Annotated in this window: 18 protein-coding genes and 1 riboswitch; of the genes, 6 read left to right on the top strand and 12 right to left on the bottom strand. The window is 72.8% G+C overall.

Annotation, left to right across the window (positions count from 1 at the left end; genetic code table 11):
• Positions 1–204: 204 nt before the first annotated feature.
• A riboswitch (FMN riboswitch) is annotated at positions 205–335 on the bottom strand.
• Positions 336–629: 294 nt separating this feature from the next.
• The gene (locus IF43_RS0113590; protein ID WP_030199122.1) at positions 630–3,053 is read left to right on the top strand and encodes a chitinase C-terminal domain-containing protein; all 2,424 of its coding nucleotides are present in this window, start codon (positions 630–632) and stop codon (positions 3,051–3,053) included.
• Positions 3,054–3,218: 165 nt separating this feature from the next.
• Entirely contained in the window at positions 3,219–3,986 is a 768-nt protein-coding gene (locus tag IF43_RS0113595; protein ID WP_030199124.1) for an SDR family oxidoreductase, read from the top strand.
• Between the two features lie 19 nt (positions 3,987–4,005).
• Here IF43_RS0113595 and IF43_RS0113600 read toward each other — a convergent pair whose 3' ends face one another.
• On the bottom strand, positions 4,006–5,139 hold the full coding sequence (locus IF43_RS0113600) for an ROK family transcriptional regulator (RefSeq protein ID WP_030199128.1): 1,134 nt from the start codon (positions 5,137–5,139) through the stop codon (positions 4,006–4,008).
• A 69-nt stretch (positions 5,140–5,208) separates the two neighbouring features.
• Between IF43_RS0113600 and IF43_RS0113605 the strand changes: the two genes are divergently transcribed.
• Together IF43_RS0113605 and IF43_RS0113610 are read left to right on the top strand one after the other, a co-directional pair.
• The gene (locus IF43_RS0113605; RefSeq protein ID WP_051795275.1) at positions 5,209–6,462 is read left to right on the top strand and encodes an MFS transporter; all 1,254 of its coding nucleotides are present in this window, start codon (positions 5,209–5,211) and stop codon (positions 6,460–6,462) included.
• Positions 6,463–6,576: 114 nt separating this feature from the next.
• A complete protein-coding gene (locus IF43_RS0113610) occupies positions 6,577–7,263 on the top strand; it encodes a DUF5995 family protein (protein WP_030199135.1) in 687 nt (228 codons plus the stop codon).
• A 166-nt stretch (positions 7,264–7,429) separates the two neighbouring features.
• Here the strand turns inward: IF43_RS0113610 and IF43_RS0113615 are convergent, their stop codons facing one another.
• Positions 7,430–9,124, bottom strand: a complete 1,695-nt coding sequence (locus IF43_RS0113615; protein WP_030199136.1) for an NAD(P)/FAD-dependent oxidoreductase — start codon at positions 9,122–9,124, stop codon at positions 7,430–7,432.
• A 146-nt stretch (positions 9,125–9,270) separates the two neighbouring features.
• Positions 9,271–10,068 carry a carbon-nitrogen hydrolase family protein gene (locus tag IF43_RS0113620; RefSeq protein WP_030199140.1) on the bottom strand — a complete coding sequence of 266 codons (798 nt, stop codon included), beginning with the start codon at positions 10,066–10,068 and terminating at the stop codon, positions 9,271–9,273.
• A gap of 363 nt (positions 10,069–10,431) precedes the next feature.
• On the opposite strand from IF43_RS0113620, the gene IF43_RS0113625 reads away from it, so the two are divergent.
• Positions 10,432–11,013 carry a hypothetical protein gene (locus IF43_RS0113625; RefSeq protein WP_030199143.1) on the top strand — a complete coding sequence of 194 codons (582 nt, stop codon included), beginning with the start codon at positions 10,432–10,434 and terminating at the stop codon, positions 11,011–11,013.
• Positions 11,014–11,115: 102 nt separating this feature from the next.
• Here IF43_RS0113625 and IF43_RS0113630 read toward each other — a convergent pair whose 3' ends face one another.
• Together IF43_RS0113630 and IF43_RS0113635 are read right to left on the bottom strand one after the other, a co-directional pair.
• Positions 11,116–11,571: an Lrp/AsnC family transcriptional regulator gene (locus tag IF43_RS0113630; RefSeq protein ID WP_030199146.1), complete on the bottom strand. Its 456-nt coding sequence runs from the start codon at positions 11,569–11,571 to the stop codon at positions 11,116–11,118.
• A 10-nt stretch (positions 11,572–11,581) separates the two neighbouring features.
• Positions 11,582–13,048: an amino acid permease gene (locus IF43_RS0113635; protein ID WP_030199149.1), complete on the bottom strand. Its 1,467-nt coding sequence runs from the start codon at positions 13,046–13,048 to the stop codon at positions 11,582–11,584.
• 432 nt (positions 13,049–13,480) lie between these two features.
• Here IF43_RS0113635 and IF43_RS0113640 point away from each other — a divergent pair, with 432 nt between their 5' ends.
• The gene (locus IF43_RS0113640; protein ID WP_030199150.1) at positions 13,481–14,485 is read left to right on the top strand and encodes a GDSL-type esterase/lipase family protein; all 1,005 of its coding nucleotides are present in this window, start codon (positions 13,481–13,483) and stop codon (positions 14,483–14,485) included.
• 142 nt (positions 14,486–14,627) lie between these two features.
• Here the strand turns inward: IF43_RS0113640 and IF43_RS0113645 are convergent, their stop codons facing one another.
• The 7 genes from IF43_RS0113645 to IF43_RS0113675 all read right to left on the bottom strand — a co-directional run bounded on the left by IF43_RS0113645 (position 14,628) and on the right by IF43_RS0113675 (position 22,830).
• Entirely contained in the window at positions 14,628–15,695 is a 1,068-nt protein-coding gene (locus IF43_RS0113645) for a calcium-binding protein (RefSeq protein ID WP_107048482.1), read from the bottom strand.
• A 221-nt stretch (positions 15,696–15,916) separates the two neighbouring features.
• The gene (locus IF43_RS0113650; protein WP_063753326.1) at positions 15,917–17,242 is read right to left on the bottom strand and encodes a hypothetical protein; all 1,326 of its coding nucleotides are present in this window, start codon (positions 17,240–17,242) and stop codon (positions 15,917–15,919) included.
• Between the two features lie 377 nt (positions 17,243–17,619).
• Positions 17,620–19,068, bottom strand: coding sequence for a GuaB1 family IMP dehydrogenase-related protein (locus tag IF43_RS0113655; RefSeq protein WP_037888453.1), 1,449 nt, complete (start codon positions 19,066–19,068; stop codon positions 17,620–17,622).
• Between the two features lie 134 nt (positions 19,069–19,202).
• Entirely contained in the window at positions 19,203–20,381 is a 1,179-nt protein-coding gene (locus IF43_RS0113660) for an XdhC family protein (RefSeq protein ID WP_051795277.1), read from the bottom strand.
• Between the two features lie 15 nt (positions 20,382–20,396).
• Entirely contained in the window at positions 20,397–21,686 is a 1,290-nt protein-coding gene (locus IF43_RS0113665; RefSeq protein ID WP_078910136.1) for a transposase, read from the bottom strand.
• A 73-nt stretch (positions 21,687–21,759) separates the two neighbouring features.
• Positions 21,760–22,404 carry a TMEM175 family protein gene (locus IF43_RS0113670; RefSeq protein ID WP_030199169.1) on the bottom strand — a complete coding sequence of 215 codons (645 nt, stop codon included), beginning with the start codon at positions 22,402–22,404 and terminating at the stop codon, positions 21,760–21,762.
• A gap of 84 nt (positions 22,405–22,488) precedes the next feature.
• Positions 22,489–22,830: a nuclear transport factor 2 family protein gene (locus IF43_RS0113675; RefSeq protein WP_030199171.1), complete on the bottom strand. Its 342-nt coding sequence runs from the start codon at positions 22,828–22,830 to the stop codon at positions 22,489–22,491.
• Between the last annotated feature and the right edge of the window lies 1 nt (position 22,831).

Consider the following 22,831-nt stretch of genomic DNA (forward strand, 5'->3'; position numbering starts at 1 on the left):
GGTGGCCACCCGGGTCCTCCTGCCTCTTCGGGCACGGACTCCGGGGCCTGTCGATGACGACAGAGGAGCGGGTCGCAGCTCACGGGGGACGCCGATGCCGGACCCGGCCGTGGAACGGCTCGGGCCGACGGTTCCGCCGGTGGTGCGTACGGATACTGCGTACGCCCGGGAAACCGCCGAAGGCGGCGTACCGTGACTGGCCCGCCGCGCACTGCCTCCCATCCGGACTTTAACCGTCGGTCCAGGAATTTCACCTGGTCAACCGGCCGCTGGATGCGGTCGGGTCGCGGACTGTAACCGCCGGTTCGGAATTGCACCGACCCCGGAGTGCGCTGCTTCTGGTACTAGGGCCAGTGTGCCACGCCCGATCTCCGGGCACGCACGGACCTGACTGTGGCCTGGCTCACTCTCCAGCGTCTCTTGAGCCGCCTGCGCCACCACCCCCTCCCGCAGATGGTCCAGACCTATTGACGAGGTGGTCTAGTCCTCTTAATGTCCTCTTCACATTCCCCGGGAGACAGCCCGTCAGATGTGCGCACATCACGGGTCACCACGCGCCACCCCTCTGCACGTCGTGTTCCGTCCATCCGTTGTGCACCGCCTACCTCCCTTCCCCAGGAGGCATCACGATGCTGTCCCCCACGCGTTCGAGAGCGGCGCTGATGGCCGCGGGAGCCGCCGTCGCGGGCCTGCTCGTCAGCACCCTCTCCACCGGCGTCTCGCACGCCGCGGACAACGAGGCCTGTCGTCCCGACGGGCTCTACAAGACCCCTGGCGTCGACGTCCCGTACTGCTCCGTCTACGACACCGACGGCCGCGAGAAGATGGGCGCCGACCACCAGCGCCGCGTCATCGGCTACTTCACCGGCTGGCGCACCGGCAAGGACGGCACCCCCGCCTACCTCGCGTCGAACATCCCGTGGTCCAAGGTCACGCACCTCAACTACGCCTTCGCCCACGTGGGCGGCGACAACAAGATCTCGGTCGGCGCCGACGGCCCGAACAACGCGGCGACCGGCATGAGCTGGCCGGGCGTGGCGGGGGCCGAGATGGACCCCACGCTCCCCTACAAGGGCCACTTCAACCTGCTGACGAAGTTCAAGAAGCAGTACCCGAACGTCAAGACGCTCATCTCGGTGGGCGGTTGGGCCGAGACCGGCGGCTACTTCGGCGACGACGGCAACCGCGTCGGCTCCGGCGGCTTCTACTCGATGGCCACCAACGCCGACGGCTCGGTCAACCAGGCCGGCATCAGCACCTTCGCGGACTCGGCCGTCGACTTCGTCCGGAAGTACGGGTTCAACGGCGTCGACATCGACTACGAGTACCCGACGACGATGAAGGACGCGGGCAACCCCCTCGACTGGTCGCTGGCCAACGGCCGCCGCGCCGGCCTGGTCAAGGGCTACGCCGCCCTGATGAAGACGCTGCGCGAGAAGCTCGACGCGGCGGGCGCCGCCGACGGCAGGCACTACCTGCTCTCGGTCGCCGCCCCCTCCTCCGGCTACCTGCTGCGGGGCATGGAGACGTTCCAGATGCAGAAGTACCTGGACTACGTCAACATCATGTCCTACGACCTGCACGGCGCCTGGAACGAGTACGTCGGGCCCAACGCCTCGCTCTTCGACGACGGCAAGGACGGCGAACTGGCCGCCGCAGGCGTGTACTCCACCTCCCAGTACGGCGGTATCGGCTACCTGAACACCGACTGGGCGTACCACTACTTCCGCGGGTCCATGCCGGCCGGCCGCATCAACATCGGCCTGCCGTACTACACCCGCGGCTTCAAGAACGTCACCGGTGGCACCAACGGCCTGTGGGGCAGGGCCCCGGCGACGACCTGCCCGGCGGGCGCGGGGCTGACCAAGTGCGGCGACGGCGCGGTCGGCATCGACAACCTGTGGCACGACCTCGACACCAACGGCGTCGAGGCGCCGGCCGGTTCGAACCCGATGTGGCACGCCAAGAACCTGGAGAAGGGCGTCGTCGGCGACTACGTCACCAAGTACGGCTTCCCGGCGAACACCACCCTGACGGGCACGTACGTCCGCAACTACGACGCCACCCTGGTGGCCCCGTGGCTGTGGAACGCGCAGAAGAAGGTGTTCCTGTCCACCGAGGACGAGCAGTCGGTGAAGGCCAAGGCCGACTACGTGGCCGACAAGGGCATCGGCGGCACCATGGTCTGGGAGCTCGCGGGCGACTACGCCTGGAACGCGGCCAAGGGCCAGTACGAGCCCGGCGACACCCTCACCACGGCGATGTACGACCGCTTCAAGGCCGCCACCCCGTACGGGGCCAGGCGCGCCACCACCGCGCCGCCGACCGAGGCGATCAAGGTGGACGCGGAGTTCGGGCAGTTCCCGCTCGGCGACTCGAACTACCCGATCAGCCCCAAGCTGAAGATCACCAACAACACCACGGCCACCCTGCCGGGGGGCACGGAGTTCCAGTTCGACTACTCCTCCTCGGCGCCGAGCAACGCCAAGGACCAGTCCGGCTGGGGCACGACCGTGATCCGCAGCGACCACACGGGCACCAACGTGGGCGGGCTCAAGGGCGACTACAACCGGGTCTCGCTGAAGCTGCCGAGCTGGCAGTCGCTGGCCCCGGGCGCCTCGGTGGAGCTCGACTTCGTCTACTACCTGCCGACCTCGACCCCGTCGAACTGGACGGTGACGTTCGGCGGCAAGACGTACGGCATCGCGCAGGACCTGGCGCGCGGCACGACGGTGGTCGAGCCGGGCTCGGGCGGCACGACGGGCGGCACGACGGGCGGGACCACGGGCGGCACGACCGGCGGGACCACCGGCGGCACGACGGGCGGCACGACCGGCGGGACCACCGGCGGCACGACGGGTGGGACCACCGGCGGCACGACCGGCGGCGGGGGCACCTGCGCCAATCCGGCCTACGTCGCGGGCAACGTCTACAACGGCGGCTCGCTCGTCTCCCACAAGGGCCGCAACTGGAAGGCCAAGTGGTGGACGCAGAACGAGGAGCCCGGCACCACCGGCCAGTGGGGCGTCTGGGAGGACCTCGGCGCCTGCTGAGGGGCGGGTGAAGGTCCCGCGAGGAGCGGACGGAGGGCCCGGCGGCCGCACGCTGCCGGGCCCTCCCCCGTCTTTCACCCGCTCCACCCGCGTCGCACGTCACGTTTCCGCCGCCCGTCCGGTCCCGTGTACGGAAGACCCACCGTACGGAAGGACACCGGCACCATGAGCACCATCCTCGTCACCGGCGGCACCGGCACCCTCGGCACGCTCGTCACCGCACGGCTGCGGGCCCGGGGCCACGACGTCCGCGTCCTCAGCCGCCACTCCCCCGAGTACCCCGTCGACCTGGTGGCCGGCACCGGCCTGGACGCCGCGATGGCCGGAGCGGACACGGTGGTGCACTGCGCGAGCGCCACGCGCAGCGCCGGCAAGGGCGACGAGGAGGCGGCCCGGAACCTGGTGGCGGCCGCCCGCCGGGCCGGCCTCGGGCACCTCGTCTACATCTCCATCGTGGGCGTGGACGCCGTCCCGTTCCCCTACTACCGGCGCAAGCTCGCGGTCGAGCGGATCCTGACGGAGTCCGGCCTCGGCGTGACGGTCCTGCGCACCACCCAGTTCCACGACCTCGTCAAGATGGCCGCCGAGGCCCTCGGGAAGCTGCCCGTGGTCCTCGTGCCGAAGGGGATCCCGGTCCAGCCCGTCGCCACCGGGGACGTGGCCGCCCGGCTCGCGGAGCTCGCCGAGGGCTCACCGGCCGGCCGGGCCCCCGACTTCGGCGGGCCCGAGACCCGCACGCTCGACGCGTGGCTGCGGGCGTACTACGCGGGTCTCGGCAAGCGGCGCGCCGTGGTGCCCGTACCGCTCTTCGGGCGGGCGTACGCGGCCTTCCGGCGCGGCGGGATCACGGCACCCGAGCACTCCGACGGCACCGGCACCTTCGCCGCGTACGTCGCCGCCCTCGCCTCCGGCACCCGTCCCGAGCCCTCGTAGCCCCCGCCGGCGGTACGGCTCACGCTCCGAAGACCGCGTCCTGGGCGGCGGCCCGGGCCGTGAGGAGGGCGCCGCGCAGCACGGCGGTGTCGCCCAGGGCGGTGGCGCGTACCGCGGTGGCCACGGGGGTCAGGGCGGCGAGCCGGTCGGCGACACGGTCCGCGAGGGCGTCGCCGCCGGCGTGGCCGACGTGCCCGCCGAGGACCACGCAGCCGGGGTCGAGCACGGCGGCCACCGCGGCCGCGCCCAGCGCGATCCGCTCGGCGAGCTCGTCGAGGAAGGCCTTCGCGGGCGGGCCCGCGGCCAGCGCCGCCCGGACCGCATCGCCGGCGGGGCCGGCGAAGCCGTGCCGGTGCGCGAGGGCGGCCACCGCGGCGGCGCCGGTCAGGCTGTGGAAGCCGCCCTCGCAGCCGGTGGCGGAGGGCAGTGCGCCCGTGCCCGGCACCGGCAGGAAGCCGATCTCGCCCGCGCCGCCGGAGGCGCCGCGGCGCAGCCTGCCGTCGAGCAGCACGGCCGCGCCGACGCCGTCGCCCAGCCACAGCAGGACGAAGGAGTCGGTGTCCCGGCAGGCACCCTCGGCGCGTTCGGCCACGGCCGCGAGGTTGGTCTCGTTCTCGACGAGGATCCGGGCGGACAGCCGCTGCTGGAGGGCCGCGACCAGCCCGGGGTGCCAGGACGGCAGGCCGGCCGTGTCGCGCAGTTCGCCGGTGGCGGGATCGACCAGCCCGGGCGCACCGACGCACACGGTGTGCAGGGCGTCGGCGCCGACGCCGGCCGCCAGCTCCTGGAGCAGGGCCACGGCCTCGTCCACCGCGTCCACGGGGAGGTCCGCCTCGGCGAGCGGGCGGCCGAGCAGGTCGGCGACCACGGCGCGGGCACTGTCGGTGCGCACGTCGAGGGCGGCGAGGTGGGCCCGGCGGGCGACGATCCCGTACAGCTTCGCGTTGGGGCCGCGGCGCTGGGCGCCGGACTCGCCGACGACCTCGACCAGGCCGGCCTCGGTGAGGCGCTCGACCAGGTCCGCCACGCTCGGGCGGGACAGGCCGGTGAGCTCCTTGAGGCGCGCGGCGGTCAGCGGTCCCTCATCCTGGAGGAGGCGCAGGGCGTGCCGGTCGTTGAGGGCGCGCGCGGTACTCGGGGAGGCGGGTCGCATGCCGGGAATCCTAATCGGGCTCGGGTTCGAGACTATCCATCAGGCAACCTTCCTGATAGTTTACGCCGCATGCTGAGCGAACCCCTCGACGTCATAGGCGTGCGCCGTCTGAACCGGGCCCGGCGGTCCGTAGCCGCGGTCTTCTGCGTGCACGGCGCGGTCACCGGCAACTTCGCCACCCGCATCCCCTGGATCCAGGACCACGCCCAGCTCGGCCCGGCCGCGCTCGGCCTCGCGCTGGCGTTCCCCGCCATCGGCGCCGCCCTGGCGATGCCGCTGGCCGGCCGGGTGAACCACCGCTTCGGGGCCCGCGCCGCGCTGCGCGGCCTGCTCGCCCTGTGGACCCTCTCGCTCGCGCTCCCGAGCCTGGCCCCGAACCTCGCGGGACTGTGCGTCGCGCTGCTGGCGTACGGGGCCGCGGCCGGCATGTCGGACGTGGCGATGAACGCGCTCGGCGTGGAGACCGAGAACCGGCTCGGCCGCTCGATCATGTCCTCGCTGCACGGCATGTGGAGCGTGGGCGCCCTGGTCGGCTCGGCCGCCGGCGCGCTCGCCGCGCACGCCGGTACGGACGCCCGGCTGCACCACGTGGTCGCCGCACTGGTCCTGACGCTGCTGGGCCTGTGGGCCGTGCGCGGCGTACTGGACCTGCGCGGCGGGGCGGACGAGGAGCCGCCGCCGCACTTCACGCTGCCACCGCGGTCGGCGCTGCTCATCGGGGCGGTCGGGTTCTGCGCGGTCTTCGCGGAGGGCGCGAGCCTGGACTGGTCGGCGGTCTACCTGCGCGACGTCCTGGACACCGAGGCGGGCCTGGCCGCCGCCTCCACCACGGCGTTCGCGCTCACCATGGCGGTGGCCCGGCTCGCCGGCGACCGGGTCGTGGACCGCTTCGGCCCCGTGCGCACCGTGCGGGCGGGCGGCGTCCTGGCGACGGCGGGCGGCCTGCTGGTGGTCGGGGTGCGCGAACCGGTGGCGGCCATGGCGGGCTTCGGGCTGATCGGGCTCGGCATCGCCGTGGTGGTCCCGCTGGCCTTCGCGGCGGCGGCCCGGACCGGCCGCGCGCCGGCCCAGGCGATCGCGGGCGTCGCGACGATCACGTACACGTCGGGGCTCATCGCACCCTCGGCGATCGGCGCGGTGGCCGACGCCACCTCGCTGGTCGGCTCGTTCGCCCTGGTCACGCTGCTGGCCTTCGCCCTGGTGGCGGGCGCCGCGGTACTCCGCCAGCGCGGCCCGGGCCGGGCCGCGGCCGGCGGCGCGACGGGCACCGCAGACGGGACCCACACCGAGGGGGAGGTCCCCCTGCACGGAACCCGGACCTGAACCCGGACCTGATCCACCCCGGGGCGCCGGGGTTACGCGGGGGCTTCGCCCAAACCGGCGAAACGGGGCCGGGAGGGCTCCCCTCCGCGGGCGCACGCTGGGACCCTCTGCCTCATGGCGCAGATGACGGTCGAGGTGTCGCTGGACCCCGTGCTCGCGCGGATGCGCGCGCTCGACGGGCTGCTGCACCCGCGCGACGGGGTCGCGGTCTTCAACCGGGTCTACCTGGCGGTCACCCGGGAGCTGCGGGAGCGGATGGGCCGCGGGGAGTTCCCGGAAGCGCGTACGGCCGCGACGCTGGCGGTCCGGTTCGCCGAGCGGTACCTCGCGGCCGTGGACGCCGCGTACGAGGGGCGGCGGGTGTCCGCGTGCTGGCGGCCGCTGTTCCAGTACCGCCGTCATCCGGGCGTACGCCCGCTGCAGCACGCGCTCGCCGGCATCAACGCACACATCGGGTACGACCTCGCCCTCGCGGTGGTGGCCGGCTGCCGGTCCCTGGACTGCGCCCCGGCCGACCTGGAGGCGGACTTCGACCGCGTGGGCGACACGCTGGTGGCCCTGGAGGAGCGCATCCGCGAGGACCTCATGCCCGGGCCGGACCTGCTCGAGGTGGCCGACCCGCTCACCCACCTGCTCGGCTCGTGGAGCCTGGACCGCGCGCGCGACGCGGCCTGGTCCGCGGCCCGCCTGCTGTGGACGCTGCGCGACTGCCCCGAACTCGCCGCCGAGTTCTCCGACTCCCTCGACAAGGGCGTCGGCCTGGTCGGCCGCTGCCTGCTGACACCGGCCGCTGCCTGCTGAGCGGTGCGCAGCTCGGCGACCCCTGGGCATGGAGAACGGGCCGCCACCGCGATGTTCGCGCGGGGACGGCCCGTTGTCACGGGGGCTCGGGCGCGGGTGGCGCCGGAGCCGGGGGGGTGGGGACCGGTCCGGTCCTCGGGAGGGGGGACCGGTCCTCCGGAGGGGATCAGTCCTCGGGGAGCTCGACCGGGGCGATCTCGTCGTACACGTCGCCCGGGCCCGGGTTGGTGCCGTCGGTCTCGCCGCCGAAGTGGTTCATGACGCCCCACACCGCGTTGAGCGCGGTCTGGATCGCGCCCTCGGCCCAGCCGGCCGTCCAGGAGATGTCGTCACCGGCGAGGAAGATGCCGCGCTTGTCCGCCGGCAGGCGGTCCTGCATGAAGTGGGTGAACAGGCGGCGCTGGTAGCGGTAGTGGCCCGGCAGGTTCGCCTTGAAGGCGCCCATGAAGTAGGGCTCGTTCTCCCAGGAGACCGTCACCGGGTTGCCGATGATGTGGCGGCGGATGTCGACCTTCGGGTAGATCTCGCCGAGGGACTTCAGCATGACCTCCATCCGCTCGTTCGCGGACAGCGGCAGCCACTTGAGGCTGTCGTCGCACCAGGTGTACGACAGGCAGATCACGGCCGGCTTGTCCGGGCCGTCGTCCAGCAGGTAGGTGCCGCGGGTCATCCGGTCCGTCAGCGTCATCGACATGACGTCGCGGCCGGTCTCCTCGTCCTTGTCCAGCCAGAACGGGCGGTCCACCGGGATGAAGAGCTTCGAGCTCTCCATGTAGTGGGTGCGCTCCATCGCGGTCCAGTGGTCGATCGGGAACAGCGAGTCGTCGCACTCGATCTTGGACAGCAGCATCCACGACTGCGCGGTGAAGATCGCGGCGCGGTAGGTGCGGATGTCGCCGGAGGCGTCGGTGACCGTGATGCGGTTGCCGGCCGTGCGGTGCAGGCGGGTCACCGCCGGGCGCGGGGTGCCCTCGTGCAGGGAGGACAGCGAGGTGCCCTGGGCCCAGTGGACGATCTTCTCGGGCTCGCGCTCCCACAGGCGCAGCGGCAGCTGCTGCGAGCCGCCGACGATGCCGCGGTGGTGGTCGTCCGCCTCGGTGTAGACGACGCGCAGGATCTCCAGGATGGAGTTCGGGAAGTCGGTGTCCCAGCCGCCGGTGCCGAAGCCGACCTGGCCGAAGATCTCGCGCTTGCGGAAGGACTGGAAGGCCTCGGACTTGCAGAGGAAGCCGTAGAAGGTCTCGTCGTCGAGCTTCTCGACGAGCTTGGCCCAGATCTCGCGGATGCGCGGGACGTCCCGCTCGCGCATGGCGCGGTTCATGTCGGAGAAGTCGGCGCCCTCGTCGAGGCAGGCGTTCCACGCGTCGGCGACGTCGCGGTAGATCTGCGGCAGGTCGTCGATGGTCTCGGCGTAGTGGGTCTCGCCCTTGAGGTCGACCACGGTCGAGGGGGTGGCCTCGGCCAGCGGGTTCGGGAAGGGCGTGGTCTCCAGGCCGACCAGGTCGATGTAGTGCTGGAGCGCGGTGGAGGAGGGCGGGAAGCGCATGGCGCCCATCTCGGCGGTCAGGCCCTCGGCCTCCGGGCCCTCGAAGCCGACGGTGCGCAGTCGGCCGCCGATCTGGTCGGCCTCGTAGACGACCGGCTTGAGGCCCATCTTCATGAGCTCGTACGCGGCCACGATGCCGGACAGGCCGCCGCCGATGATCGCGACCTCGGCGCCGTGCTCGGTGGCGGGTATCTGGCCGAGGCCGGCCGGGTGCGCGAGGAAGTCGTCGTAGGCGTACGGGAAGTCCGGGCCGAACATGGTGATCGGCGGCTGGCCGTCGGTGTGCGGGACGGCGGTGGGCACCGTGGACGTCATGGGGTACGACTCCTTGCGCGGGGGTGGTGTGGCAGGTGCAGCTGGGTCCGGCGCGGGGAGGGGGCGCCGGGTCCGGATCCGGGGGCAGATCCGGGAGACCCGCGGGGGCGGGTCCCGGGGGCGGGATCCGGAGCGGATCCGTCAGGTCAGAGGAGGGACTCGTAGAGTCCGGGGCGGCGGTCGCGCAGGTACGGGTTGTTCTCGCGCGAGGCCCGCAGCAGCTCCGGGTCCACCTCGCCGAGGACGAGCTCCTCGCCGCGGCCGGCCCGGGTCCGGGTGGTCCCGTCGGGACTCGCCAGGCAGGACAGGCCGACGAACTCGAACTCGCCTTCGGGGCCTGTGCGGTTGACGTACGCGACGTACATCTGGCTCTCGAAGGCGCGGACCGGCACGAGGCTCTCGGCCACGAACTGGAACGGGTGCATCTGCGCGGTCGGCACCAGCAGCAGGTCGGTCCCGGCCAGCGCGTGGGCCCGTACGTTCTCCGGGAACTCCACGTCGTAGCAGATCAGGATGCCGATGGTCAGGCCCTGGTACTCGGCCTGCACGACCGGGGTGTCGCCCGGGGTGAAGCTCTCCTGCTCGAAGCAGCCGAAGAGGTGGGTCTTGCGGTAGTTCGCGAGCGACGTGCCCTCGGGGCCGATCAGCTGCGCGGAGTTGTAGACCGTGTCCCCGTCGCGCTCCGGGTAGCCGTACAGCACCGCCAGGCCGTGCCGGCGGGCGATGTCGCCGATGGCCCGCGCGGACATGCCGTCGACGGACTCGGCGAGCTTCGGGACGTCGTCGCCGATGGCGTACCCGGTCAGGAACATCTCGGGGGCGACCAGCAGCCCGGCCCCGGCCGCGGCGGCGCGCTCGGCAGCCTCGTCGAGCGCCTTCAGGTTCTCGGCGACGTCGCCGAGCCTTCCGGAGCTCTGGAGGAGTGCGGTGCGCAGCGAAGACATGGGCGAACCTCTGGGGCGAATGGGGCGACCGGTGCACCTGCGGCGCCGGGAGCGTCTGGGACGGTCCGGAGCGTCTGGGGCGAAAGTCTGTTCCTGGGGGACTTCTAGACCGTACGGGGCACCGTTCGACCCGGACAAGGCGCCACCGTTGCGCGGCGGCGACCGATTCGTTGCGCGTTCACCGCCACGTGCGGCGATTCGTTGCACGGTCCTGCGTCATCCGCCGGGTGGAGGGGGTCCCCGCCGTACGGGGGAGCGGGTGGGTCCCGTGGGCCGACGTCGCCCGGACGGCAGACCGGAAGAGTAGGGGGCACCGGGGAGGAACCCCGGGGACCACGCCCCTGACCTGCCGAAAGGGTCATCATGAACGCCATCCGCAGCCACCGCCGCACCCGTCTCGCCGCACTCGCCACCGCCGTCCTCCTCACGGCGGGCGCGGCCGGCTCCGCCGCCGCGGCGACGGACAACGATTCGTCGGGGCACCCGCGCGAGGCGGCGGCGCTGACGGGTACCGCGAAGCTCTACCGGCCGGCGGGCGACGACATCACCTTCACCTTCGACGCGCACCTGGCCGCGAAGGACAACATGGACCCGCGCAAGGCCACCGGCACCTTCCACTTCAGCCACTACACGAAGACGTGGGGCGCCTCGGCCGACGTGAAGGTGGACTGCCTGGTCACCGGCGGCAAGGTCGCCGTGGTGACCGGGATCGTGACCCGCGCGGACGGGGTCGCGTCCCCCGCGGTCGGCAAGCGGGTCGGGGTGACGGTGCACGACCTGGGCCGGCACGACCGGCTGGGCTACAGCTGGGCCGCCGTCGGCGCGCCGGGTGAGGGCGAGCCGCTGCCGTGCACCAGCTCGGCACCGTTCGAGAAGATCAAGGCCGGCTCGGGCGACTGGAAGGTCCTGCCCTGGGTCCCGGAGTACCCGCAGTCGAACGAGTAGCCCCGACGTACGCGTACGGCCCGGTCGGCCGCGGGTCGCGTGAGGGGGACGGGGGTCCCGTCACGCGCCCGGGCCGCCGGGCCGTACGTACGAGCGGGTCGGTCAGGCCGGGGAGCCCGACGAGAAGCGCCGCAGCAGCGGCGAGAGGACCAGCACGGACTTGGTGCGCTCCACGAAGGGCTCGCCGGCGATCCGCTCCAGTACCCGCTCGAAGTGCCGCATGTCGGAGGCGAAGATCTGCACCAGGGCGTCCGCGTCGCCGGTCACGGTCGACGCGGACACCACCTCCGGGTACCGCTCCAGGCCGCGCCGGATGTCGTCCGGCGAGGTGTTGTGGCGGCAGTAGATCTCGATGAAGCCCTCGGTCTCCCAGCCCATGGCGGCGGGGTCGACGCGGACCGTGAAGCCGGTGATGGCCCCTTCCGCCCGCAGCCGGTCCACCCGTCGCTTGACGGCGGGGGCGGACAGCCCGACCTCGGAGCCGATGTCGGCGTAGGAGCGGCGGGCGTCCTCGGCGAGGGCGTGCACGATGCGTTCGTCGAGATCGTTCAGTCGCACTGCGGGTGGATCACTTCTCTGCGGTAGCCAGTTCCGATCGGCGGATGCCGTAGAGGAAGTAGACCACGAGGCCGACGGCCATCCAGCCACCGAACGCGATCCACGTGGCGGTCGGCAGGCTGTACATCATCCAGGCGCAGGCGAGGAAGCCGGCGATCGGGGTGATCGGGAAGAGCGCCACCTTGAAGGTGCGGGGCATGTCCGGGCGGGTGCGGCGCAGGATCATGACGGCCACGTTGACCAGGGCGAAGGCGAAGAGCGTGCCGATGCTGGTGGCGTTGGCCAGCTCGCCGAGCGGGATGAAGGCCGCCAGCACGCCGCAGAAGATCGAGACGATCACGACGTTGGCGCGGGGGGCACCGGTCTTCTCGTCGACCTTGGCGAAGACCTTGGGGACCAGGCCGTCGCGGGACATCGCGAAGAGGATGCGGGTCTGGCCGTAGAGCACGGCGAAGACGACGGAGAAGATGGCGACGACGGCGCCGGCGGCGAGGACCACGCCCCAGAAGCTGTGACCGGTGACGTCGGTCATGATCTTGGCGAGCGCCGCCTCGGTGCCCCCGAAGTCCTTCCACGGCATGGCGCCGACGGCGACGAAGGCGACCAGGACGTAGAGGATCGTGACGATGCCCAGCGACAGCATGATCGCGCGCGGCAGGTCCTTCTTCGGGTTCCTGGCCTCCTCACCGGCGGTGGAGGCGGCGTCGAAGCCGATGTAGGAGAAGAAGAGGGTGGACGCGGCGGCGCTGATGCCGGTGACGCCGAGCGGGGCCAGCGGGGTGTAGTTGCCGGCCTTGATGCCCATGACGCCGATGCCGATGAAGAGCAGCAGGGTGACGATCTTCACGCCGACCATGATCGAGTTGACCCGGGCGCTCTCCTTGGCGCCGCGCATCAGGAAGACCATCGAGAGCAGCACGACGACCAGCGACGGCAGGTTGATGTAGCCGCCCTCGCCGAACGGCGCGGCCGCGAGCTTCTCGGGGATGGTGATGCCCAGGGTCCCGTCGAGGAGCTCGTTGAGGTACTCGCCCCAGCCGACGGCGACGGCCGCGACCGAGACGGCGTACTCCAGGACCAGGCACCAGCCGCAGATCCAGGCGATGAACTCGCCCATGGTGGCGTACGAGTAGGAGTACGAGGAGCCGGAGACCGGGACGGAGCCGGCCAGCTCGGCGTAGGACAGGGCCGAGAACAGCGCGGTCAGGCCGGCGACGATGAACGAGATCGTCACGGCAGGGCCGGCCTTGGGGGCGGCCTCGCCGAGCACGACGAAGATGCCGGTGCCCAGGGTGGCACCGATGCTGATCATCGTCAGCTGCCACATGGTGAGGGAGCGCTTCAGCGCACCGCCCTCGCCCTGGCCGCCCTCGGCGACCAAGCGCTCGACCGGCTTGCGCCGGAAGAGCGGGTTGCCGCCGAGCCGCGGGGGCGCGGTGGCGGGGGAGGCGGGGGGCGCCTGGCCGTGGTCCAGCACGGAGGGACTCCTTGTTCGTCGCGGATCGGGGAAGGCGTCGACCGCGGCGGTCCGGAGCAGAGCAGTGCCTGGTCAGGCAGGAGCTAGGGGGGACCGCCGAGCAGGCGGTCTCGCCACTCCACGTACAGCGAGTGAGCCTACGAGCAGCTGGTAACCGCCCGTAATGCACCATCCTTGCATATTGGCGCACGATCATTGCGCACATCTGTCCAGGATGGGTGTTTGTTGCACGCAGGTGAAAGATCACTGCGCGGTAACGCTCTGCGACCAATCTTGACGGTTCGTCAGATCTGGCGGAAGGTGTGCCCGCCCGAGGTGCTCGGAAGGGGTGGCGCGGGGGCCCGCGCGGGGCAGTCTTGGGAGGGGTGCGGCGGTGCGGCGGGGGTACCGGCAGGGGGCCGGTGCCGGCGATCGGAGGCGGGGCGAGTGGCGATGGGCGTGGACGCGGGCGAATGGCTGGATCCGGTCCCCTTCCTGCGCGGCGTGGCCTGGCGGGACGGCGGCCGCGCGGTGCGGGCGGACCCGGCGGACACCGAGCGGCTGCCGTGGGACACCGGGGAGCGGGCCACGCTGCCGATCGGGGTACGGCTGGAGTTCACGGCGCCGCGGGCGCACGCGGTGGAGATCAGCTACCGGGCCACCGTGCCCGGGCCCACGGACGCGCTGCGCGACCTGGCGCACGGGTTCGCGCTGTGGGACCGGTCGGGGCCCCTGTCGGAGGTGTTCACGGAGCCCGCGCCCGAGGCCGTGCTGCGCATCGAACTCCCGCCCGGCTCGGGGCCGTTCACGATCCACCCGCCGGAGACCCAGTCGCCGCTCATCCTCGGGCTGCGCGGGGTCGGCGGTCCGCTGCTGCCCGCGCCGGCCGCCCCGCGGTGGGTGGTGCACGGCGACTCGATCACCGAGGGCTGGTGGTCGACCCGGCCGGCGCACGGCTGGACCGCGGTGGCCGGCCGCGCGCTCGGCGTCGACACCGTCAACCTCGGCTACGCGGGGGCGGCGCGCGGGGAGCTGGTGGTGGCCGAGCAGCTCGCGTCCCTGCCCGCGGACGTGCTGACGCTCGCCTTCGGCACCAACTGCTGGTCGCGGGTGCCGTTCTCGGCACCGCTGCTGTACGAGACCACGCGGGCGTTCCTGGAGCTGGTGCGGCAGGGGCATCCGGAGACGCCGCTCCTGCTGGTCTCCCCCGTCCTGCGGCCCGAGGCGGAGGCCGTCCCGAACAAGCTCGGTGCGACCCTGGCGGAGCTGCGGGCCGCGATGGAGCGGGCCGTGCGGGAGCGGATCCTCGCCGGTGACCGCCGGCTGGCGGTGCTCCCCGGCCTGCCCCTGCTCCGCCCCGAGCACCTGGCCGACGGGCTGCACCCCAACGACGCGGGCCACGCGGCCCTCGGCGCCGCGGTGGCCCGTTCCCTGCGCGAGGAGGGCTTCGTGGGGTAGGCCGTCTCTTACGGATCTTGTCGGACCCCGGCCGCTCCCCCGGCCACCGCTGGCGACGCATCACCGCGCGTGCCCGTCAGGGCCCTCGCCGAGCCCGTCGCGGTGCTCCGCAGCGGGCCCGACGCGGACCCCGTTCGGGTGTCTACGGGACGCCGACGACCGTCTCGCAGTGCACGGCGGTGTCACCGGTGCCGGCTTCGCCGTCGCAGTCGTCGGTCTGCTGCCCGCCGTCGAGGCGGTCGTTGCCCGGGCCTGCTCGCAACGCGTCGTCCCCGGCACCGCCGTCGAGGTGGTCCCGGCCGCCCGCAGTGCCGACGGTCCTGGTGCCGTCGACGTCGGTGTTGTCGCCGAAGAGGACGTCGTCCCCGCCCCGGCCGTCGATCCGGTCGTTGCCGGCGTCGGAGGAGTTGTCCGCGGCGCTGTCGCCGATGAGGAGTTCGGCTCCGGACCCCCCGAGGATCCGGTCGTTGCCCGCGCCGGTCGCCGTGGCGCCCGGCGTGAACGTGTTGTGGTCTCCGACGACGAAGTATCCGCCGTCCGGGCCGAGGTCCAGGACGTCGTCCCCGCTCCCGTCGGCGCCGAGGGCCGCGTTGCCGTCCCCCGTCAGCGTGTCCAGGAGACCCGGACCGGCGTGGAGGATGTCATCGCCCGCACCCGTGGCGTGGCCGGAGAACGTGGTGCTGTCTCCCGCGATGCGGTCGTCGCCGGGTCCGCCCTCGATCCGGTCGCGGCCTCCCCCCGAGACGTTGCCGTCGATGGCCAGGCTGTCGCCGGTGGCAGCGTCGTCACCCGGTCCGAGGAGCAGGAAGTCGTTGCCTCCGCCCGTGGCGTCGCCGCTCGCGGTGCGCACGTCGCCGACCGTGATGTCGTCGCCGGGACCGGCGTCGATCCGGTCGTTGCCGAGCCCCCCGATGAGCAGGTCCTTCCCGTCGAGACCGCAGATCCGGTCGTTGCCGCCCTTGCCGTCGATGGTGTCCTCACCGGGAGATCCGATGATGACGTCGTCGCGCGGGGTCCCGTTGACGGTGCCCGAGCCCGTGATCGTCGCCGGGCGGCCGAAGCACGTCGGCCGGGCGGGGCCGGCGGCGACCGTGGGGACGGTCAGCATGAGGAGTGCCGTGGTGACGAGGCCGGTGGTGAGCACCCGCCGGCGGGCCGGTCGGTGGAACCCCTTCCTCGAACACGGCAGGGCAATGGGCTGTACGGGCATGCGAAACCTCCGACTGCGAGTGGGAACGTCCGGTGCGGCGCTGCGCCGATGGCGGCGTCAGGGCCCCGCGCCCGTCCTCCGGACGGGCGCGGCTGCGGCCTCGGCCCCGGCTCCGGCTCCGCATGATGCGATGCCCGCATGATGCGAGGGGGGCCGTGTCAGGCGATTCGTGCAGGTGGCGTCCCCCGGTGTCCCTGCGGCATCGGAGGTCGACCCGCGGGTCAACGGCAGAGCACCGGCACCGCGCGACCGTCGGCCGGAGCACAGGGAAGCCGCCACGCGGGACGCACGGGGCGGTGGGCCGCCCGGCCCGGGGCCTGGGCCTTGGCCTTGGCGTGGGCAAGGGCCTCGACCAGTGCCGGGACGCGAGCCCGGGTCGGGAGCCGGCTCGGGGCGTCGGCCCTGGTCGAGGGCCGGGCCGGCGCGTGGGCGTGAGCCGGGGCCGAGGGCTGGGCCAGGGCGCGAGCCGGGGCCGAGGGCTGGGCCAGGGCGTGAGCCGGGGCCGGGATCTGGGCCGGGGACTGGGACTGGGCCGCGGCGTGCGGGCTCGCGTCGAGCCCCGGCAGGGCCTGGAGGCGGCCGATGGCGTTGCCGATCAGTTCGGTGAACCAGATGTTCCGGTCGGACCCGGTGGCGAGGTTGAAGGGCACCGTGTCCGCACCGCCCGCCACGGGGAACTCGGTGATCCTCCCGTAGGGGGTGATCCGGCCGATGTGGCCGAACTGGTCCGCGTACCACATGTTCCCGTCGGGGCCGCGCGTGATCCCGTCGGCGCCGCCGCCCGGGTTCGGCCGCGGGAACAGCGTGACGGAGCCGTTCAGGGTGATCCGCCCGATCTGCTCGGAGGCCGTGAACCACATCCCGCCGGGGCCGTAGGCGATGTCCGACGGGAACTCGTAGCCGGTGGGCAGCGGGAACTCGGTCACGGTGCCCGACCGGTCGACCCGGCCGATCTTGCCCGCGATGATCTCGGTGAACCACACCGAGCCGTCGGGAGCGGCCGCGACGTGGTACGGGTACGCGTCCGGCGTGGGGATCGGGTACGAGACGGCGCGACCGCTCGTCGTGACGCGCCCGACGGAGTTCGTCCCCCCGTCCGCGAACCACAACGCGTGGTCTGCCCCCTGGGTGATCCCGAGCGGGAAGCCGCCCGCCCACGGCAGCGGGAACTCCGTCACGTGGCCCTTCGTGGTGATCCGGCCGATCGCGCCGGCGGCCCCCTCGCTGAACCAGAGCGCGCCGTCGGGGCCCTCGGTGATGTCGAAGGGGAAGCTGTCCGTGGTGGGCAGGGCGTAGTCGGTCACGTTGCCGCGGGTGGTGATGCGCCCGATCCGGCCCACGCCGGACTCGGTGAACCACAGCGCACGGTCCGGTCCGGCGGTGATGCCGGCGGGGAAGCTGTCGGCGACGGTGGTGATCGGGAACTCCGTGACCTCCCCCACGTCGGCCCGGGCGGGGGCCGCGGCGGCGGCGACCGCGAGCATGGCGCCGAGGGAGGTGGTGAGCAACCGGTGCAGACGGTGTCGGGTGGTCGGCGTGCGCGGCATGGACCGGCCCCTTCCGGGTGGTGAGAGGCAGAGCGATGCCTGACGGATTATCAGTTGAGGCCCCGCCCGGACCTCCGCCCACGCCCGAAGTCGCCCGCGAACCCCCCGGCTGCCGTACGCGGCACCCCGCCGGCCCGGCGTCGGCCGGCCACCGTGCGCGCCCGACCGTACGGCTCGCCGGGCGGCGTACGGTCGCCCGGCTCCGGGTCGGGACCGCGGGACGCGCGACGGGGCGGCGGCCGGCGCAACGCACCGCGCCGGCGGAGCCGAGGGGCTCCGCCGGCGCGGCGGTAGGGCGGGTCGGCGGCCGGAGCCGGACCGTTGCCCGGGCACGGGGCCCGGGGGTTTCCGGGGCACGGGGCCCCGGGGCGGGAGCGTCAGCTCCAGGAGGCGTGGAGGGGCTTGCCCTCGGCGTAGCCCGCGGCGGACTGGATGCCCACGACGGCCTTCTCCTCGAACTCGGCCAGGGAGCCGGCACCGGCGTAGGTGCAGGACGAGCGGACACCGGCGATGATCGAGTCGATCAGGTCCTCGACGCCCGGACGGGTCGGGTCGAGGAACATGCGCGAGGTGGAGATGCCCTCCTCGAACAGCGCCTTGCGGGCCCGGTCGTACGCCGACTCGTCCGAGGTCCGGTTGCGCACCGCGCGCGCCGAGGCCATGCCGAAGGACTCCTTGTAGAGGCGACCGTCGGCGGCCTGCTGGAGGTCGCCCGGGGACTCGTACGTACCGGCGAACCAGGAGCCGATCATCACGTTCGACGCACCGGCGGCCAGGGCCATCGCCACGTCGCGCGGGTGGCGGACGCCGCCGTCGGCCCACACGTGCTTGCCGTACTTCTTCGCCTCGGCCGCGCACTCCAGCACCGCGGAGAACTGCGGGCGGCCCACGCCGGTCATCATGCGGGTGGTGCACATGGCGCCGGGGCCGACACCGACCTTGATGATGTCCGCGCCGGCCTCGATGAGGTCCTTGACGCCCTCGGCGGCGACGATGTTGCCGGCCACGATCGGGACCTGCGGGTCCAGCGCGCGGACCAGCTTGATCGCCTCGATCATCTTCTCCTGGTGGCCGTGCGCGGTGTCGATCACGAGCACGTCCGCGCCCGCGTCGAGGAGCTGCTTGGCCTTGCCCGCCACGTCGCCGTTGATGCCGACGGCGGCCGCGATGCGCAGCTTGCCGTCCGCGTCCACCGCCGGGCTGTACAGGGTCGCGCGCAGCGCGCCCTTGCGGGTCAGGATGCCGACCAGCTTGCCGTCCGCGTCGACGGCCGGGGCCAGCTTGCGGTGGCCGGCGTCGAGGGTGGTGAAGGCCTCGCGCGGGTCGATGTCGGCGTCGATGAGCAGCAGCTCCCTCGACATGACCTCGGAGAGCTGGGTGAAGCGGTCCACGCCGGACAGGTCGTGCTCGGTGACGACGCCGATCGGGCGGTCCTGGTCGTCGACGACGACGCCCGCGGCGTGGGCGCGCTTGGGCAGCAGCGACAGCGCGTCGGCCACCGTCTGGGTCGGGGCCAGGACGATCGGGGTGTCGAGCACGAGGTGCCGGGTCTTGACCCACGAGATGACGTCGGTGACGACCTCGATCGGGATGTCCTGCGGGATGACCACGAGACCGCCGCGGCGGGCGACCGTCTCGGCCATGCGGCGGCCGGCGATCGCGGTCATGTTGGCGACCACGAGCGGGATGGTCGTACCGGTGCCGTCGGGCGCGGAGAGGTCGACGCCCTGGCGGGAGCCGACCGCGGAGCGGCTCGGCACCATGAATACGTCGTCGTACGTCAGGTCGTACGGCGGCTTGAGGTCATTGAGGAAACGCACGTGCAGACATCCCAGTCGTTCGGAGGTACCTCGACAGGGCGACAGCCGAGGCAAAACGCACGTACTTCATTCTCCCATGTCCGGACCTTTGCGACTCCCGGGACGATCGTCCAGGACATACCGGCCCGGCTGGTCCTTTCCTACGGGACTTCGGTCCTCGCCGGCCCCACGGGCCCGGTGGAACCCACCGGACCCGGCCGCCGGTGGATGGGCCGCCGGGTCCCGGTCAGCGGTCCTCCGGAGGCCCCGTGCCGGGCGGCGACGATCTCCGCGGCGATGGACAGGGCGGTCTCCTCGGCCGTGGCCGCGCCGAGGTCCAGCCCGATGGGCGAACGCAGCCGGGCCAGCGCCCGGGGGCCGACCCCCTGCTCGCGCAGCCGGGCCAGCCGCTCGGTGTGGGTGCGGCGCGACCCCATGGCCCCCACGTACCCGACCGGCAGCCGCAGGGCCAGCTCCAGCACGGGTACGTCGAACTTGGCGTCGTGCGTCAGGACGCAGACGGCGGTCCGGGCGTCCAGCCGGCCCGCCGCCGCCTCGGCGGCCAGGTAGCGGTGCGGCCAGTCGACCACCACCTCGTCCGCCCCGGGGAACCGCTCGGGCGTGGCGAACACCGGCCGGGCGTCGCACACGGTCACCCGGTAGCCCAGGAAGGAGCCGGCCCGGGCCAGCGCGGCGGCGAAGTCGATGGCGCCGAAGACCAGCAGCCGGGCCGGAGCTGCCGCGGACTCCACCAGGAGGGTGAGGGGCTCCCCGCACAGGCCCCCCGCGCTGCCCAGCTCCGCGGTGGCGGTGCGGCCGGCCAGCAGCAGGGCGTGGGCGCGCTCGGCCGCGGTGCGGTCCAGCGCGGCGGGTCCGCCGAGGTCGCCCTCGTACGAGCCGTCGGCGCGCACGGCCAGGGCGCGGCCGAGCTGCCCGGGCGGGCCGGTGACGACCCGGGCCAGGGCGGCCCGGCCGCCGCGTGCCGCGGTGTCCAGCACGGCGCCCAGCACGGGCCGTACCGGGTCGGCCCCGCGCACCGGGGTGACCAGCACGTCCAGCACTCCCCCGCAGGTCAGGCCGACCGCGAAGGCGTCGTCGTCGCTGTAGCCGAAGCGGTGCAGGCCCGGCTCGCCGGAGGCGATGGCGTCGAGGCACAGTTCGTGCACCGCGCTCTCGACGCAGCCGCCCGAGACGCTGCCCAGGGCGGTGCCCCGGTCGTCGACGGCGAGCGAGGCGCCGGGGCCGCGGGGCGCGCTGCCGCTGACGGCGACCACCGTGGCCAGGGCGAACTCCCGCCGGGCCGCACACCACGCGCGTAGCTCGGAGGCGATGTCCAGCATCGGCCGGCGCCCCCCTCAGCGGATGTACTCGTGGCGGGAGGCCCGCCCGGGGTTCAGGGGACGCCGGGGCGGTGGCACGGGCGCGGGTCGCGGGGTGCCGTAGCGGCCGTCGTCGTGCGCGGCGGGCCGGGCCTGCCCCTCGTGGGGGCGCCGGGTGGCCAGCAGGGTCGCGGCGTGGGCGACGCTGGCGAGGGTGGCGTGGTGGTGCCAGCCGCGGAAGGAGCGGCCTTCGAAGTCGCGGATGCCGACCTGCTCGCAGATGTCGCCGAAGTCGAGCTGGACGCGGTCGGTGAGCTTGGCGAGCAGGAAGAGCTGGGCGAGCGGCCGGTCACCGATGTTGGTGAGCCAGAACTCGGTGGGCAGCAGGGCGGTCTCGGTCCAGGCGCCCATGAGGAGCAGCGGCGGGTGCGCCGGCGGGCCGGGCCGGTCCTCGTGGTGGGCGCCGAGGACGGTGGCCGAGGTCAGCAGGGTGACCGCGCCCTCGCCGCGGCCGTGCCGGGTCCACTCGACGACCCGGCGCTGGGAGCGGAGGGAGTCGATGAGCTCGCGGGCCGGCGCGACGTACGGGCCGGGCCGTTGGCGGCCGGCCGCGCCGAAGGCCACCGGCAGGGTGCCGTCGACCTTGAGGACGAAGGGGATGTCCTGCGCGTACAACGCCTCGACGCTGCGCGGCACTTCGGTGTTGGACAGGTCCATCACCACGGGTCGGCGCTGGAGCTGCCAGGTCGCGGCCATGCGCTGGACGGCGTGGACGGCGTCCTGGGACGGGGTCAGGGAGCGGGCGGTGTCCGGGATGCCGGCGCGCCGCCTGCGCAGGAGTTCGCTGGTCCACGGACCGGGGAGGGTGAGGGTCCATTCGACCGGGAAGCTCGCCTCGCTGGAGGCGAGCCATATCCCGCTGGCCTGCTGGCAGTTGGCCGTGCGGCCGAGCTGGGGGACGAACTGGCGGCCGACGCCGACGGAGCGGTCGCCGGCCTTCTCGATGACCATGGGGCGCACGACCCAGGCCAGCGGCCGCTGGGCGGTGCGTTCGAGGTACTGCGCGAGCGAGCGCCGTACCGGCGCCCAGTCCCAGGGGGACTTGCTGATGAACTGCTGGAGGCTCTGCTCCACGGAGCTCGCGCCGGCTCCAGCGATATTGCGGATGGTCTTTTTCCCGGCGGTGGAAACAAGGCCGTTGAGGTATACGCGGGCCCAGTTCCGCTGGTCCCGCCGGGGTAATGACTCGAAGAACAAGGAAATCAGTACGTCGATTAATTCGGAGACTTCCTTCGAGGATTCCTCCGGCAGGACTCCGCGAGCCATCTGCGCCTCCCCCGCCCAGATCTAGATCCAAATACCCTACTTGACCGATTAGCCCGCCCGTAGGGCCCGGCGACTACTTCATGAGGTCGACTTCGCTTTCGAGCCGCTCTTCTCCCACCACGAGCGGGATGGGCAACTGGTTCGCCGCGTAGTAGATCGCGATGACCCCGTGTGCGACCAGTGTGGCGGTGGCGGAGAAGAAGGACAGGATGACAGTGAAGGGGTACGCGATCGCCCCCAGGCCGAACCGCATCCGGGTGGCACGGGCCCCGCCCTTGTCCACCCGCTCGTGGAACAGGTGGCCGACGCGGGTGACGTACCACCAGAAGCCCAGGAACGCGAGGGCGTACACGACGGTCCACGAACTGTAGAGGATCGCCGCGGCGTTGGCCGATTCCGGGTCCTTGAGGTGCTCGGCCAGGACCGAGGTGGTCCACGGGATCACCGAGACCACCATGAGGAGCAGGAGGTTCAGGAAGAGCAGGGGGCGGTCGACACGCTTGAGGTGGCTGAAGATGGTGTGGTGGTTGACCCACATCACCCCGATCACGAGGAAACTGACCACGTACGCGGCGTAATGGGGCCATTGATGACCCAGTGCGGGCCAGAGCTCGTCGCCGCCGTGCTCCGGGACCTTGATCTCGAGGACCAGAATGGTGATGACAATCGCGAACACACCGTCACTGAAAGCCTCGACGCGGTTGGTCTCCTGCTCCATGGACCGTCCCTTTAATTGTCGTCCGAGTATGCGGGGAAGGCGGCTCGGCCGCCGTCCCCGCACACGCTACCCAGAAGTTCGCGGTCAGCTGCCGAATCCCGCGGTCTGGCGCCAGATCCGGCCATCGCGGACGACGAGTGTCCCGAACGCGTGCTCCGGTTCGCCGTTCAGGTTCATGATCGCCCGATAGAAGATGGTGTCGTCCGTCTCGATGTACTCCTGGAGTTCGACGAGAGTCGGCTTCAGCGTCAGATATCCGGTGAACGTCTCGCGTACGGCCTTCGCCCCGGTGGACACCCCCTCGAAGCGGAGCAGCACGGCGTCGTCCGTGTAGTTCGCCATCACCGCGTCGATGTCGAGCGCGGCCAGCGCGTCCATCTGGCGGCGGAACACCGGGTGCAGCTTCTCGATCTCGTACTTCGGCATC

It is taken from the genome of Streptomyces sp. NRRL S-87, assembly GCF_000719335.1.
GTDB lineage: Bacteria > Actinomycetota > Actinomycetes > Streptomycetales > Streptomycetaceae > Streptomyces.